The 14,912-nt window shown below is 71.8% G+C and carries 13 protein-coding genes; 11 read left to right on the forward strand and 2 right to left on the reverse strand.

From position 1 onward, the window contains the following. Positions 1 to 60: 60 nt before the first annotated feature. The 11 genes from AC5R91_RS20060 to ilvD all read left to right on the forward strand — a co-directional run bounded on the left by AC5R91_RS20060 (position 61) and on the right by ilvD (position 12,873). A complete protein-coding gene (locus AC5R91_RS20060; protein ID WP_495392868.1) occupies positions 61 to 2,079 on the forward strand; it encodes a glycosyltransferase 87 family protein in 2,019 nt (672 codons plus the stop codon). A gap of 190 nt (positions 2,080 to 2,269) precedes the next feature. Continuing rightward, complete coding sequence (locus tag AC5R91_RS20065; protein WP_495398011.1) at positions 2,270 to 3,379, forward strand: hypothetical protein; 1,110 nt, start codon at positions 2,270 to 2,272, stop codon at positions 3,377 to 3,379. A 232-nt stretch (positions 3,380 to 3,611) separates the two neighbouring features. Beyond that, complete coding sequence (locus tag AC5R91_RS20070) at positions 3,612 to 3,827, forward strand: hypothetical protein (RefSeq protein WP_495392869.1); 216 nt, start codon at positions 3,612 to 3,614, stop codon at positions 3,825 to 3,827. Between the two features lie 242 nt (positions 3,828 to 4,069). Next, a complete protein-coding gene (rpsF, locus tag AC5R91_RS20075) occupies positions 4,070 to 4,396 on the forward strand; it encodes a 30S ribosomal protein S6 (protein WP_495392870.1) in 327 nt (108 codons plus the stop codon). A gap of 63 nt (positions 4,397 to 4,459) precedes the next feature. After that, positions 4,460 to 4,999 (forward strand): single-stranded DNA-binding protein, encoded by a 540-nt coding sequence (locus AC5R91_RS20080; RefSeq protein ID WP_495392871.1) that lies wholly within the window; start codon positions 4,460 to 4,462, stop codon positions 4,997 to 4,999. Between the two features lie 50 nt (positions 5,000 to 5,049). Beyond that, complete coding sequence (gene rpsR, locus AC5R91_RS20085; protein WP_009741495.1) at positions 5,050 to 5,286, forward strand: 30S ribosomal protein S18; 237 nt, start codon at positions 5,050 to 5,052, stop codon at positions 5,284 to 5,286. Between the two features lie 11 nt (positions 5,287 to 5,297). Further along, positions 5,298 to 5,744, forward strand: a complete 447-nt coding sequence (gene rplI / locus AC5R91_RS20090; RefSeq protein ID WP_495392872.1) for a 50S ribosomal protein L9 — start codon at positions 5,298 to 5,300, stop codon at positions 5,742 to 5,744. Between the two features lie 726 nt (positions 5,745 to 6,470). Further along, the gene (gene dnaB, locus AC5R91_RS20095) at positions 6,471 to 9,065 is read left to right on the forward strand and encodes a replicative DNA helicase (protein ID WP_495392873.1); all 2,595 of its coding nucleotides are present in this window, start codon (positions 6,471 to 6,473) and stop codon (positions 9,063 to 9,065) included. 143 nt (positions 9,066 to 9,208) lie between these two features. Further along, complete coding sequence (locus AC5R91_RS20100; RefSeq protein WP_495392874.1) at positions 9,209 to 9,553, forward strand: antibiotic biosynthesis monooxygenase family protein; 345 nt, start codon at positions 9,209 to 9,211, stop codon at positions 9,551 to 9,553. A gap of 30 nt (positions 9,554 to 9,583) precedes the next feature. Then, a complete protein-coding gene (locus AC5R91_RS20105) occupies positions 9,584 to 10,699 on the forward strand; it encodes a hypothetical protein (RefSeq protein ID WP_495392875.1) in 1,116 nt (371 codons plus the stop codon). Positions 10,700 to 11,019: 320 nt separating this feature from the next. Next, the gene (gene ilvD / locus AC5R91_RS20110; protein WP_495398012.1) at positions 11,020 to 12,873 is read left to right on the forward strand and encodes a dihydroxy-acid dehydratase; all 1,854 of its coding nucleotides are present in this window, start codon (positions 11,020 to 11,022) and stop codon (positions 12,871 to 12,873) included. 60 nt (positions 12,874 to 12,933) lie between these two features. On the opposite strand, the gene egtD is transcribed toward ilvD, so the two are convergent. After that, the gene (gene egtD, locus AC5R91_RS20115; RefSeq protein WP_495392876.1) at positions 12,934 to 14,031 is read right to left on the reverse strand and encodes an L-histidine N(alpha)-methyltransferase; all 1,098 of its coding nucleotides are present in this window, start codon (positions 14,029 to 14,031) and stop codon (positions 12,934 to 12,936) included. Between the two features lie 43 nt (positions 14,032 to 14,074). Next, positions 14,075 to 14,908: an ergothioneine biosynthesis protein EgtC gene (egtC, locus tag AC5R91_RS20120; RefSeq protein ID WP_495392877.1), complete on the reverse strand. Its 834-nt coding sequence runs from the start codon at positions 14,906 to 14,908 to the stop codon at positions 14,075 to 14,077. Positions 14,909 to 14,912 lie beyond the last annotated feature (4 nt).

The raw sequence follows: 14,912 nt of genomic DNA on the forward strand, positions 1-14,912 counted from the left end.
GCCGAGTCGGCGACACCTGCGGGAACTGCGGTCCCCGGCCCGAGCGGGCCATGTACCACAATGGCCCGCATGGCCACGACACCGGCGTCTCCCGCCCGCGTCAGCCCGGCCCGGGAGGACCCGGTCGTGGCGGGCGCGAGCCAGCTCATCGGCGGGCCGCCGGGGGAACACGCGGTCCTTGGGGACCGGCGGACCTGGCTGACCCCGCTGCGCGTGCTGATGGCCCTGGCCATCGTGGCGAGCGTGCTCGGCTACACGCAGAAGATCGGCTGTCGGGACACCCGAACCTGGACGCACGAGCACCAGTACAGCGCGCTGTGCTACTCCGACGTAGTCGCCCTCTACAGCCAGGAGGGCCTGGTCGACGGGAAGGTCCCCTATCTGGACTACCCGACGGAGTACCCGCCGCTGATCGGCGCGGCGATGGCCCTCGTCTCCTGGCCCGCGGGTCACGCCTCCGGCCCGAGGGCGGTCTACCGGGACGAGGACGGCCGCCGGGTGTTCGACCACTACACGATGGACCGGCGCTCGGCCGTCTTCTACGACCTCACGGCGCTGCTGTTCATGGTCGCCGTGTGCGTGGCGGTGGCCTGCACCGCGTTGACGGCCGGATCCCGGCGGGTCTGGGACGCGGCGCTGTTCGCGCTGGCGCCCGCGCTGGTCCTGCATCTGCTGACGAACTGGGACATCCTCGCGGTGGCATTCGCGGCCGGTGGCCTGCTCGCCTGGTCCAGACGGGCGCCGCGGCTGGCCGGCCTGCTCCTCGGCCTGGGCATCCTCACCAAGCTGTACCCGGTGCTGTTCCTGATCGGGCTCGGCTTCCTCTGCCTGCGGGCCGGGAAGTTGCGGGAGCTGGCGAGGACCGTCACCGCGGCGATCGTGACGGTGATCGTCGTCATCGTGCCGCTGTGGCTGTCCGCCGGCTACTTCGACGAGCAGAGCAACAAGGTCGGCGACAGCATCTGGACGACCTTCTGGCACGGCGGAGACTGGCTGCGCCTGCTCGGCGGGGGCCCGGACGGGGCACGTAACGGTCTCGCCCGGTTCATCGACCTGAACTCGGACCGGGGCGCCGACTGGGACTCGGTGGCCTTCGGCGCGACCTGGCTCGCCGACCGTCACGACCCGGCCTGGTTCGGCCCGCTGCACCTGGTGGTCTGCGCGGTGATGGCGGTCGTCGTCCTCGCGGTGGCGGCGGCGCTCATCGTGCACCGCCCGGACACCCACCGCCTCGTCGTCGCCTCGGCGGTGGCGGCGTGGGGGACCGTCGCGCTCGGCGTACCGCTGGTCCTGCAGGGCATCCGCGAGCACGGCCTGCCCATCGGGACTCTGAACATCATCACTGCCGCGACCCTGGTGGTCGCGGTCGTCGCGATCGGGCTGCTCACCTGGTTCGCGCCGCGCCGGCCGCGGCTGCCCCAGGTGCTGTTCCTGCTGGTCGTCGCGTTCCTGCTGAGCAACAAGGTCTTCTCTCCTCAGTACACGATCTGGCTGCTCCCCCTGGTCGCGCTGGCCCGGCCGCGGTGGCGGCTGTTCCTGCTCTGGCAGGCATGTGAGGCCTGGGTCCTGTTCACCCGCTTCATGCATTTCATCTACAACGACACCCAGGGCCGGCACGGGATCGACCGGGGCTGGTTCGTGGGTGCGGTGGCGCTGCGCGACCTGGTGCTGCTCGTCATGGCGGCGTTCGTGGTGCGGGAGATCCTGCATCCGCGGACGGATGTGGTGCGGACCGGGGGGTCGCTGGACCCGGCCGACCTAATCGCCGTGGATCGGCCGGCGGCGGCGCTGGACCCGGACGCGGTGGACGACCCGGCCGGAGGGGTCCTGGATCACGCGCCCGACGTGCGTGGCGGTTGGCGCGGCCGGCCGACGAGGCCGGCGCGCAGCACCCCGGAGCCGGAGCCGGAGCCGACCGTCGCCGTCGCCGCGTCGCCGGCAGCCGAGCCGGCAGTCGAGTCCACTCCGCGGCCGGAGCTCGCGCCGATGGAGCCGGGGGCGCTGTTCCGGCCGCGGCAGAACCGGTTGGACACTGTCGGCGGACCGGAACCCGACGGCAGCGGATCCGCTGGTGGCTGAGGCCGCTCAGGGGGACCCGATCGGTCATGGGAACCAGATCGGTCCTGGGGACCCGATCGGTCAGGGGGAGCGGCCCGGTCAGGGGACGCGGAACGACAGGGAGCAGGACGGATCGGGAAGCCGGGGCGGCGTAGACGAACTCGCCGCCCCTCGCGGCCTCACCGGCACCGTCCGTTCGGGCTGGTCCCGCCTGCCGGAGTCCGTTCGGGCCACGCTGCCGCTCTGGCTCGGCAGCCGGATCGCCGTCGCGATCCTCTCCCTCGCCGCGGCGAGGGCGCTGACCTCGCGTCCGGCCCGCGACGCCCCCGGGCTGCGCACCCTCTGGGACCGCTGGGACGTCGGCCTGTTCACCAAGGTCGCCCGGTACGGCTATCTCTCCCCCGCCTACTCGGACCGCACCGAGGTCGACTTTCCCGGCCTGCCGCTGGCCATCCGCGGTGTCCATCTTGTCGTGCCGGACTGGATCGCCGCCGGTCTCGTCGTCTCCCTGCTCGCCGGCGCCGTCACCGTGGCCGCGCTCTGGCGCCTGGCCGCGGACGAGGTGGGCCCGACGGGCGCGAGGTTCGCCGTCGTCAGCCTGATCGCCTTCCCCTACGCGGTGTTCCTGTTCGCCGCCTATTCGGAGGGGCTGTTCCTGGCGTTCGCGACGGCGTCCTGGCTGGCCGCCCGTCGGCAGCGCTGGTGGCTGGCCGGCCTGCTCGGTGCGGGGGCGGCGGGTACGCGGATCAGCGGTGTCGCCTTCGGCGTGGCCCTTGCCGTGCAGTACGTCGTCGGCCGGCGCGCCGCGGGACGGCCGGTGTTCGCCTGGCCGGCGCTGTCGCTGGCCCTTCCGCCGATCCCGGTCCTCGCCTACCTGGGCTACCTGCGCGCGCGTACCGGCGGCTGGGGTGCCTATACCGACGCCATGCGCGACGGCTGGCATCGCGGCACCGACTGGCCCTGGTCCGGATGGGCGACCACCTGGGGGTCGGCAACCGACGGCAACGGGGCGTCGACCTTCGTGTGGTTCTGGCGGGGGGAGCTGCTCGCGGTGGTCGTCGGCGTGCTGCTGACGGTCGTCCTGCTGGTCGGCCAGCGGTGGGGGGAGGCGACCTTCGTCGGCGTGATGACCACGATCATGGCGTGCACGAACTACTACGCCTCGGGCATCCGCGGAATTCTGGTCGCCTTCCCGCTCTACCTACTGCTCGCGCGGGCGGCCGCGCGCAGTCCCCGGGTCGCGCCGGTGTACCTGTCTCTGTGCGTTCCCGTGATGGCGGCGCTGGTCATCGCCTTCACCCAGGGGCAGTGGGTCGACTGACCCTGCCCGACGCGTTGGATGTCGGTGCGGCGGTACGACCGTCCAGACGGGGGATGCGCGACGATGTCGCTGACGCGCGCGTCGCCGCGTCGGAGCCAGGTGACGAAAGGACGATGCGGTGGATACCGGGGAGCCCCGGCCGGGTCGGCCTGACGTCGGATCCGGGGCCGGTGTGGACGCTTCGTCCGATGAGGGCCGCTCGGACGACGGTCGCCCGGGCGGCGCCGCAGGCATGGGTCCGCACTCCCTCGCCCGACTGGCGGCCGGGCTCGCGGGCCTGGCCGCGCTCGTGGTGCTCGGGCTGGCGATCGCGGATCCCGCTCCGTCGCGGCACCTGCGCGGGTTGCTCGTCTCGGTTGATCTAGTCTGCCTGGCCGGGGTGGCGACCGCCTGGCTGCGTGTGGTCCTGGCCGTCGGGGCGCCCGGGACGCCGAAAAGGATCGAGTAAGCTCATCGGGACACGCCGTGCGTCGGCGCACGCGTCTGTTCGCTGGTCAGCCGGTGATCTCGTCGAGATCGTCCGCCTGCCGCGAGCGGCCGCAGTGCACTGCTGATCGTCCGGATGTGCCGGTGGACGATCCCTCCTGGATCTGCGTCGCCGCGCGCGTCCGCGGCGACGCAGATCCGTTCCACGGCTCCTCCTGCCACGGAGAATCCGTGGCCGCTGAGTCCACAGGAGGTGGGTTCAACTTGGCACGTCATTACGAACTCATGGTGATCCTTGCCGCGGATCTCGAGGAACGCACCGTTGCGCCGTCTCTCGACCAGTACCTTGGCGTCGTCCGGCAGGGCGGCGGTGTGGTCGAGAAGGTCGACATCTGGGGGCGGCGCCGGCTCGCCTACGAGATCGCGAAGAGCAACGAGGGCATCTACGCGGTGATCGATCTGCACGCGGAGCCGGACGTGGTCGCCGAGCTCGACCGTCAGCTCGTCCTGAACGAGTCGGTCATCCGCACGAAGGTCATCCGGCTTCCCGAGCCGAAGAAGCCTCGCCAGAGCCGCCGGGTGGCGGCATGACCCGGTCCGCGGCGACGGCGATCTCCTCGCCGTCGTGGACCGCCGACATCCGGGAGGGCGCCCATGGCCGGTGAGACGATCATCACCGTCGTTGGCAACCTGACCAGCGACCCCGAGCTGCGGTTCACGTCGAACGGCGCCGCGGTGGCGAGCTTCACCATCGCCTCCACGCCGCGCACGATGGACCGCCAGACCAACGAGTGGAAAGACGGCGAGGCGCTGTTCCTGCGCTGTTCCATCTGGCGTCAGGCCGCCGAGCACGTCGCCGAGTCGCTGCAGAAGGGCGCCCGGGTCATTGTCACGGGCCGGCTCAAGCAGCGCTCGTTCGAGACTCGCGAGGGTGAGAAGCGCACTGTGATTGAGCTCGAGGTCGACGAAGTCGGCCCAAGTCTGCGTTACGCGACCGCCAAGGTCGTCCGCGCCGCCCGCGGTGGCGGCAGCGGTGGTGGTGGTGGTGGCGGTGGCTACAGCGGTGGCGGCGGTGGTGGCGGCTACGGCGCGCCCGCCAGCGTCCCCTCCGGCGCGCCGGCCGGCGGAGTTCCGAATGATGACCCCTGGTCGCAGCAGCCGGCCGGTGGCTACTCAGACGAGCCTCCGTTTTGAGCGGGCGCTCGTCGTCCTCGCGGTCGACACAACGAGGTAGGAGCACTTCCGTGGCCAAGGCGGCCGTGCGCAAGCCCAAGAAGAAGGTTTGCGTCTTCTGTAAGGACAAGGTCGAGTACATCGACTTCAAGGACACCTCGCTGCTGCGCAAGTACATCTCGGACCGGGGCAAGATCCGCGCCCGGCGGGTGAGCGGCAACTGCAGCCAGCACCAGCGCGACGTGGCGACGGCGGTGAAGAACAGCCGCGAGATGGCGCTGCTGCCCTACACCGCCTCGGCCCGCTAGGGGGTGGCGGGATGAAGCTCATCCTGACCCAGGAGGTCCCCGGCCTCGGCAGCCCGGGTGACATCGTCGAGGTCGCCAACGGCTACGGGCGTAACTATCTCGTGCCGCGCAGGTACGCGATCCTCGCGACGAAGGGCGCGGAGCGCCAGGTCGAGCAGATCAAGCGGGCCCGCTCGGCTCGGGCGGTCCGCGACCTCGGCCACGCCCAGGAGATCGCCGGCCAGCTCGGTGGCCTCAAGGTCGAGCTGATCAGCCGGGCCGGCAAGGAAGGCCGGCTGTTCGGCTCGGTGACGGCGGCCGACGTGGTCGAGGCCGTCACCGCGGCGGGCGGTCCCGAGCTGGACCGTCGGCGGGTCGAGCTGACCACGCCGATCAAGTCGCTCGGGGCGTACACCGTTGCCGTGCACCTTCACCCCGAGGTGACCGCCTCGGTGAAGCTCCAGGTCAAGAAGGCATAGGACCGGCGGCACCGGCCCTCGGCGAGGCGGCATCGCCGCCTCGCCGGCGAGGCGCGGATGCCCCGGACTGACGAACTCCCCCGGCCGACCCACCCCAGCGGTGGTCCTCGGTCCGGGGGAGTTCGTCGTTGCGGGACCGGTGCGCGACGAACTTTCTTCCGCCCCTTTTTATCCACAGGAGGCGGGTCGGCTGTGCTTGCTGTACCTGCGGACCCTCCGTCTTGTGATCCTTGTTATCCACAGGGCGCGAGCCGCTGTCCCGAGCTCCTCCCCAGGTTCAGGCAGGTTACCCACAGCTTTTCCACATGGGCCTGTGGATAACTTTTTGGTGGGGGTGCTCGTCGATCCGTATGGTCGGACCCTCCAGACTGGGTCCGCCGGACTCGCCCGGCCAGCTCGGCGGCCGCTCACCAGGTGCACGGGTCGCGTAGCGGTGCGATCGGTCGCCAGATGGCGACTCGGCCGGAACGGACTGTCAACCGGACTGCCGAGCCGGATCGTCGAGGCAGGGACGCCGGGGCGGGGACGCCGGTGGGGCGAGCAGCCGAGGGTGGGTCGGTCGAGGGGTCCGGCGGTCGGTCGGCCGCCGGACCGGACGCGGCGTGACGGGGGTCGACGGGTGGCCGGGATCTGCGGGGCACGGCGGCGTGGCCCGTTGACCGCGGCCCTGATGTGTACGAACATGTGTTCGAATCTGGATCTGCGGGAGAGCGGGGAGGGTACGTCGTGAGCGTCACCGAGATCTCGCGTGGCGGCGCAGGCGGCGGCGCGGAGTTCGAGCGAACCCCGCCCCACGACCTTCCGGCCGAGCAGAGCGTGCTTGGCGGCATGTTGCTGTCGAAGGACGCCATCGCCGACGTCGTCGAGGTCCTGCGGATGGCGGACTTCTACCGCCCGGCCCACGGACTCGTCTACGAGGTCATCGGCGACCTGTACGGCCGGGGCGAGCCCGCCGACGTCATCAGTGTCGCGGCCGAGCTCAGCCGCCGCGACCTGCTGGAGCGGGTCGGCGGCCCGGGGTACATGCACACCCTGATCTCGAGCGTGCCCACCGCGGCGAATGCCGGTTACTACGCGCGCATCGTCGCCGAGAAGGCGGTCCTGCGCCGCCTCGCCGAGGCGGGCACCCGCATCGTCCAGCTCGCCTACGGCGCCGCCCCCGACGTCAGCGACGTCGTGGATCGCGCTCAGGCCGCCGTGTACGAGGTCACCGAGCGGCGGTCGAACGACGACTACCTGCCGCTGGGAGAGCTGCTCAACCCGGCTCTGGAGGAGATCGAGTCGATCCAGGGCCGCGGGGAAGGCGCGCTGACCGGCGTGCCGACCGGCTTCGTGGACCTCGACGAGCTGACGAACGGCCTGCACGGCGGCCAGCTCTGGATCGTCGCGGCCCGCCCGGCCGTCGGAAAGGCGCTGGCCCTCGACACTGCGCTCCCCACCCCGACCGGCTGGACCACGATGGGCCGCGTCACCGTCGGCGACATGCTGATCGGTGCCGACGGGCGGCCGACGCGAGTCGTCGCCGCCACCGATGTGATGCACGGCCGGCCGTGCTACGAGGTCGAGTTCTCCGACGGGTCCGTGATCGTGGCGGACGGTCAGCATCAGTGGATCACGCAGACCCGGGCGGAGCGTCGCCCTGGCGGCGCGGTTCGTTCGGGCTCCCGTTCCGCGACGCTCACCAGACCGGTCACCACGGAGGAGATCGCCCGCACCCTGCGTTGTCGGACTGCCGATCGTCGTTGCAACCACGCGGTGCGCAATGCCGGCCCGTTCCAGTTGCCGCCGGTCGACCTGCCGGTCGACCCTTATGTGCTGGGAGTCTGGCTCGGTGACGGAACGTCGGCCTGCGCGAGCCTGACCTCGGCTGATCCTGAGATTCCCGACGAGATCCGGCGTCGGGGCTACGACGTCGTGGGCAGCACCGGTGCGAGGTACCGCTATCGACTGGGGCTGCGGCGGCCTGCGGTGACCGAGAGGGCCTGCATGGTGTGTGGGCGGCCGTTCACCAACGCGATGCCCGGCGTCCGCACCTGTGGCCAGTCCTGCGGGGGCAAGCCGCGTTTCCTCGCGGAGCCGCTTCCGGCTCGAAGCTGCGTGGACTGCGGGGGCCGGACAACCAGCTTCGGGCCGCGCTGCCGTTCCTGCCATGCCCAGGCCGGGCCGTTGCAGGCCCGGCTGCGCACCCTCGGCGTGCTGGGCGACAAGCACATCCCGGCCAGTTATCTGCGGGCGAGCGAGCAGCAACGCCGTGACCTGCTGGCAGGCCTGCTGGACACCGACGGCACCGTGGCGAGCGACGGGTCAACCGCCCAGTTCGCCTCCACCAACCCGAGGCTGGCCCGAGAGGTGCGTGAGCTCGTTCTCTCGCTGGGCTATCAGGCGGCCGTCATGGCGAAGCGGGTACGGGGAAAGTCGGAGGAAACGTCCATCTGTTTCACTGTGAACTTCGCTCCCCAGGATCAGGTCTTCCGGCTTGCGCGCAAGGCTGCCCGACTGCGGCCGACCGGACGCCAGGCGGCGGGGGTGCGGTACATCACGGATGTCCGGTCGATCGTGTCTGTGCCGGTCCGATGCGTCGAGGTCGACAGCCCCGATCATCTCTACCTCGCGGGCGAGACCTGTGTCCCGACGCACAACTCGACGCTGGGGTTGGATTTCGCGCGGGCCGCGTCGATCAAAAACGGGTTGACCTCGGTCATCTTCTCGCTGGAGATGAGCCGCATGGAGATCACCATGCGGCTGCTGTCGGCCGAGGCGCGGGTGTCGCTGCAGAACATCCGCACCGGCCGGCTCACCGACGACGACTGGGCCAGGCTGGCCCGCCGGATGGGCGAGGTGGCCGAGGCGCCGCTGTTCATCGACGACAGCCCGCACCTGACGATGATGGAGATCAGGGCCAAGGCCCGCCGGCTCAAGCAGCGCAACGAGCTGCGTCTGGTCATCCTCGACTACCTGCAGTTGATGTCGTCGCCGAAGAAGGTCGAGAGCCGCCAGCAGGAGGTCAGCGAGATCTCACGGTCGCTGAAGCTGCTGGCCAAGGAACTCGACGTGCCGGTAGTGGCGATCTCCCAGCTCAACCGCGCCTCCGAGCAGCGGGCCGACAAGCGCCCCCAGGTCTCCGACCTGCGCGAGTCTGGCAGCCTCGAACAGGACGCCGACGCGGTCATCCTGCTCTACCGGGAGGACACGGTCGAGAAGGAGTCGGCGCGCGCCGGCGAGGCGGACCTCATCATCGCCAAGCATCGCAACGGGCCGACCGGCACCGTCACCGTCGCCTTCCAGGGGCACTACTCGCGATTCGTCGACATGGCGAACTGACCCCTGCCCGGCCCCGTGCCCAGCCCGGTGCCCACCTGCGCCGGTCGGCGGACCACGATCCCCGGACGGTGACACACTGGGCGCTATGACGACCGGGAACGTGGGGACGACCGGGAACATGCAGCGCATCGAGGAGACGTCCGGTGAGTGACGGCGGGAACAGTGGGCCCGAGGCGTCGGGCATCCTGGAGATCGCCCGCTTCGACGTTCAGCCCGGCACCGAGGAGAAGTTCGTGGCCGCCTACCGGGAGGTGCGCACGGAGGTGGTCGGCACGCCCGGCTGCCGGTCCGCGCGGCTGACGCGGGGCATCGAGTCGCCGTCGAGCTTCGTGCTGCTTGTCGAGTGGGACACCCTGGACAGCCACCTGAAGAACTTCCGGGAGTCCGACCGTTTCGTCCGCTGGCGCGCGGCGCTTGGACCGTACTTCGCCGGTCCGCCGTCCGTGGTGCACGGCGTGGACGTCCCGGCCGGTCCCGGCCCGGCCTGACCCACCCCGCGACCGCCTGGACCCCTGACCATGGAAGCGTTCTTCGGGTATCTGTTCGTCGCGCCGTTGACGGCCGGCTTCTTCGGCTTCCTCATCTGGCTGATCCCGGCGATCCTGCTCCGCGAGCAGATCACCAGGTTCCAGATCCGCCCGTTCGCGTTCTTCGTGACCGGCTACGCCTTCACGGGCGTCCTGACCCTCTACCTGCTCATCGCTCGATCCTGGGTGGGGCCGATCGCCGGCACCGCTGCCTCGCTGGGACTCGTCTGGGTGATCCGGGATCAGTGGCGGCGGCGTCGGCCCCTGGCCAGCCGGAAGGGAACTCGCCGCGGCGGCCCGCCGCAGCCCGGCCAGCCTGGCCCCGACGGTCAGCAGCCGGTCGGGTACCCCGGTCAGCCGATCGGCAATCCGGGTCAGCCCGGTTATCCGGCTCAGCCTGGACAGCCCGGTTACTCGGGTCAGCCCGGTTATCCGGCTCAGCCTGGACAGCCCGGTTACCCGGGTCAGCCCGGTTACTCGGGTCAGCCCGGCCATCCGGGCTATCCGGCTCAGCCCGGGTATCCAGGTTGGCCGGGCCCGCAGGGTGGTCGGCCTGGAGTGCCAGGTCAGTCCGGCTATCAGGGTCCCCCGCCGGCTGGCCAGCCGGGTGGCGCGGTGCCCGTCCCGCCACCCGGCTGGCCTGGCGCGCCGGCGGCCGGCGGTCGCCGCGGGACTCCTCCCGGGAAGCCCGACGGCCGCCCGCGGGGGGCCGCGGACGGTCCGCCCCGCTCGGACTTCCCGCCGATCCCGGACTACCCGCCGCTGGCCGAGCACCCGTCGGTCCCCGACTTCTCCCCCATCCCTGACTTCCCCCCGATCCCCGACTTCCCGCCGATCCCGCCCATCCCTGACTACCCGCCGACCTTCGACGAGTTCCCGGACCCCGCGGCCGGCCGGGATGGTCCCGACCGCCCGACCGATCCGACCGCGCCGGATGGTGGGCCGGCAACCGGCGCCGGTTCGCCGCCCGGCCCGGCGGGTGGGCGAGGTGCCGGGCGCCGGATAGCCGGCTACCCCTGGGCGGCCCCGCCGCCCGGGCAGCGTCCGGGTGACGCGTCCCCACGGCAGCCTCGGTCGGCACCCGACGAACCCGACTCCGACGGCTGACCGACCCGTCGCCTGACCTCGACCCCGGCGCCGGACTCCCGGCCTGCCTCCGTCCGTCCACAGGGGACGAAGTGGGTGCGGAGCCTGTGGACGGGCAGGGAGAGCCCGTGCGAACCCCAGCTCCTGCTTATCCAGAGGGATAAATCGGGCGCGGAACCCTCCGGACAGAGGGGGACAGGTGCGGGGTGGCCCGCGCGGCTTCGGGCTGACCGGGCCGCTGCGCAGGGCGGCGCCCGAGATGTGGCGTACCGTCGTGGCATCGCCAGTCCGCTGTCGGCGGTCCCCGTCGGGGCGTAGCCGACGTGATGTCCGAGGTCGAGATGCCCGCTCTCCGCTCCCGTACCACCACGCATGGCCGGAACATGGCCGGGGCCCGCGCCCTGTGGCGCGCGACCGGCATGACCGATGACGACTTCGGCAAGCCGATCATCGCCATTGCGAACAGCTTCACCCAGTTCGTGCCGGGCCACGTGCATCTGCGTGACCTCGGCGCCCTGGTCGCGGAGGCGGTTGCGGAGTCCGGGGGAGTGGGCCGGGAGTTCAACACGATCGCGGTCGACGACGGCATCGCGATGGGGCACGGCGGGATGCTGTACTCGCTGCCGTCGCGGGAGATCATCGCCGACAGCGTCGAGTACATGGTCAACGCGCACTGCGCCGACGCGCTGGTCTGCATCTCCAACTGCGACAAGATCACCCCCGGCATGCTGCTCGCGGCACTGCGGCTCAACATCCCGACCGTGTTCGTCTCCGGCGGGGCGATGGAGTCCGGCAACGCGGTGATCTCCGGGGGCACTGCCCGGTCCAAGCTCGACCTCATCACGGCGATGTCCGCGGCCGTGAACCCGGAGGTCTCCGACGACGACCTGTCGACGATCGAGCGGTCGGCGTGCCCCACCTGCGGCTCCTGCTCCGGCATGTTCACCGCGAACTCGATGAACTGCCTGACCGAGGCGATGGGGCTCTCCCTGCCCGGCAACGGCTCGACGCTGGCCACCTCCGCCGCCCGCCGCGAGCTGTTCGTCGAGGCCGGCCGGCTCGTCGTCGACCTGGCCCGGCGCTACTACGAGAAGGACGACGAGGCCGTCCTGCCCCGCTCGATCGCGACGGCGGCGGCGTTCCGCAACGCGTTCGCCGTGGACGTGGCGATGGGCGGCTCGACGAACACCGTGCTGCACCTGCTCGCCGCCGCCGTCGAGGCCGGAGTCGACGTGACGCTCGCCGACATCGACCAGATCTCGCGCACCGTGCCCTGCCTGTGCAAGGTCGCGCCGAGCTCCACCCGGTACTACATGGAGGACGTGCACCGGGCGGGCGGGATCCCGGCGATCCTCGGCGAGCTGGACCGGGCCGGCCTGCTCGACCAGGACACCCACTCGGTGCACGCCGCCAGCCTGCGGGAGTTCCTCGACCGTTGGGACATCCGCGGCGCGGACCCCGCGCCGGACGCGGTCGAGCTGTTCCACGCGGCGCCGGGCGGGGTGCGCACCATCGAGCCGTTCAGCTCGACCAACCGCTGGGATTCCCTCGACACCGACGCGGCGAACGGCTGCATCCGCTCCGTCGAGCACGCCTACTCCGCCGAGGGCGGCCTCGCCGTTCTGTTCGGCAACCTCGCCGCCGACGGCGCGGTCGTCAAGACCGCCGGGGTGGACGAGAGTCAGTGGTCCTTCCGTGGCCCGGCGCTCGTCGTCGAAAGCCAGGAGGACGCGGTCGACGCCATCCTGAACAAGCGGGTCCAGCCCGGCGATGTGATCATCGTCCGGTACGAGGGCCCCCGCGGCGGCCCCGGCATGCAGGAGATGCTCTACCCGACCGCCTTCCTCAAGGGGCGGGGGCTCGGGCCGAAGTGCGCGCTGATCACCGATGGCCGGTTCTCCGGCGGGAGCTCGGGCCTGTCGATCGGCCACGTCTCGCCGGAGGCGGCGCACGGCGGCACGATCGCCCTCGTCCGTGACGGCGACGTCATCGACATCGACATTCCGACGCGCAGGCTGGAGCTGCTCGTCTCGGACGAGGAGCTGGCGCGGCGCCGTGCCGAGCTGGAGGCGGCCGGCGGCTATCGGCCGGCGGACCGGGAGCGCGCCGTCTCGGCGGCCCTGCGCGCCTACGCCGCGATGGCGACCTCGGCGTCGACCGGTGCCGCCCGCGACGTCAGCCTCCTCGGCGGCTGACGACGGGGCGGCCGACGACGGGGCGGCTGGCGGCCTGCCCTCGGGCGCGCCGCCGGGGGCTCAGACCGGGGCCGCCGCCGGCGCGGTCGAAGGCGTCGCGAGGGTCACGGCGAAGTCGCCCTCGGGGTCGGTCCACTGCTGGGCCACCGCCCAGCCGGCGTCCGCCAGCTCCGCGGTGATGCCGTCCCGGGTGAACTTCGCGCTGATCTCGGTCAGCAGGTCCTCCCCGCGCTGGAATTCGATGGCCAGCGCGAGGGAGTCGATGGTCACCCGCTGGTCGCGGACCGCCCGCAGCCGCATCTCGATCCAGGAGTCCGCCGCGTTCCAGCGGGCGACGTGCGCGAAGCCCCGGATGTCGAAGTCCGCGCCCAGCTCCCGATTGATCACGGAGAGCACGTTGCGGTTGAACGCGGCGGTCACCCCGGCCCCGTCGTCGTAGGCGGCGACGAGCCGGTCCGGATCCTTGACCAGGTCCGTGCCGAGCAACAGGGCGTCGGTGGAGCCGCACTGCTCGCGCAGCGCGCGCAGGAAGGCACCGCGCTGGGTGGGCCGCATGTTGCCGATCGTGCCGCCGAGGAAGGCGATCAGGCGTCGGCCGCCGCCGGGCAGGTGCGCCAGGTGCCGCTCGAAGTCGCCGACGACGGCGTGCACGGCGAGGTCCGGGTAGGCGGCGACGAGGCTTTGACCGGCCTGCGTCAGCGTGGACTCGTCGACGTCGAACGCGACGAACCGGCGCAGGCCGCCGCCAGCCCGCAGGGCGTCGAGCAGCAGCCGGGTCTTCTCGGACGTACCCGAGCCCAGTTCGACGAGCGTGTCCGCGGCGCAGGCGGCCGCGATGGCGCCCGCGTGGCCGTCGAGGATCGCCCGCTCACGCCGGGTGGGGTAGTACTCCGGCAGCTTGGTGATCTCGTCGAACAGCATGCCGCCGGTGGCGTCGTAGAACCACTTGGGCGGCAGTTCCCGCGGGTTCGCGGTGAGCCCGGTGAGCACGTCGCGGGCCAGGTTGACGGCGCGATCCGCCTCGCTCACGTGCCGGTCCAAGGTCAGCCCCGCCGGCGGTGCCGCCGCGGCGATTGTGCCGTCTTGGCCCGCGGTGCCGTCCGGGCCGGTGGTGCCGACGGCACCCGCGGGGGTGGTCGTCGGAGTCCTCGGTGTCATCGTGGCGCCCTCCATCGATGTGGTGCAACCCACAGTAACCGATCTAGGGGATCAAACTACGAAGAGTAACTTTGCGTGTGTCGGCCAAGAGGAGATGACGGTCCGGAATGTCGATCCAGCCGGGTTCGTCATCATCCGGCTCACTTGCGACCAGGACACCGTCGGGTTCCACTCGGTAGGACAGGCTGTCCAGCCAGGCGGTCGCCACGAGCTGGGTGCCGTCCGTCACCAGCAGGTTCAGCCGGGCCACGTCGTCTCCGGCCACCGCCGCCGCCTGCGGTGCAGGTTCTGGTCCCGTCCCGGACGCCCAGTCGCCGGCCCACGGCACGACGCCACCCGCCCGCCGGTCCGCGAGCCCGGCGCCACTCAGGGACAGCACGACGTCGGCCACGGCGTCGGCCAGGGGGCGCTTCGCGGCCCGCTCCCAGACCAGCGCGGCCAGCAACGCCGAGTCGCACGCGGAGTCGGGGGTGGGAGCATCGGGCCGCTCGCGCAGCAGTGCCCGCACGGCCCCGGGGTCGACGCGCCCGTTGTGGCTGAGCAGCCGGGTCCCGTCGGTGAACGGAGCCGTCGAGGACTCCTCCACCGGCATGCCCACGCTGGCGCTGCGCACTGCGGCCAGCACGCAGCCGGACTCGATCGTGCCCGCCATCGACGCGTAGGAGGCGTCCGTCCACATCGGTACCGCGCGGCGCACCCGGGCCGGCTGCGCGCGCAGCGCCGGGGCGTACCAGCCGACCCCGAAGCCGTCGGCGTTGATCGTTCCGTGCCGCATCCGGCGCGGCGCCCAGGACTGGCGCAGCAGGCTGTGCGGTGCATCCATGGTCAGCCGCGCCAGGGTGCGCGGCGCTCCGAGCCAGGCGAGGTGGCGGCACATCGGT

The organism is Frankia sp. BMG5.60, from assembly GCF_059428125.1.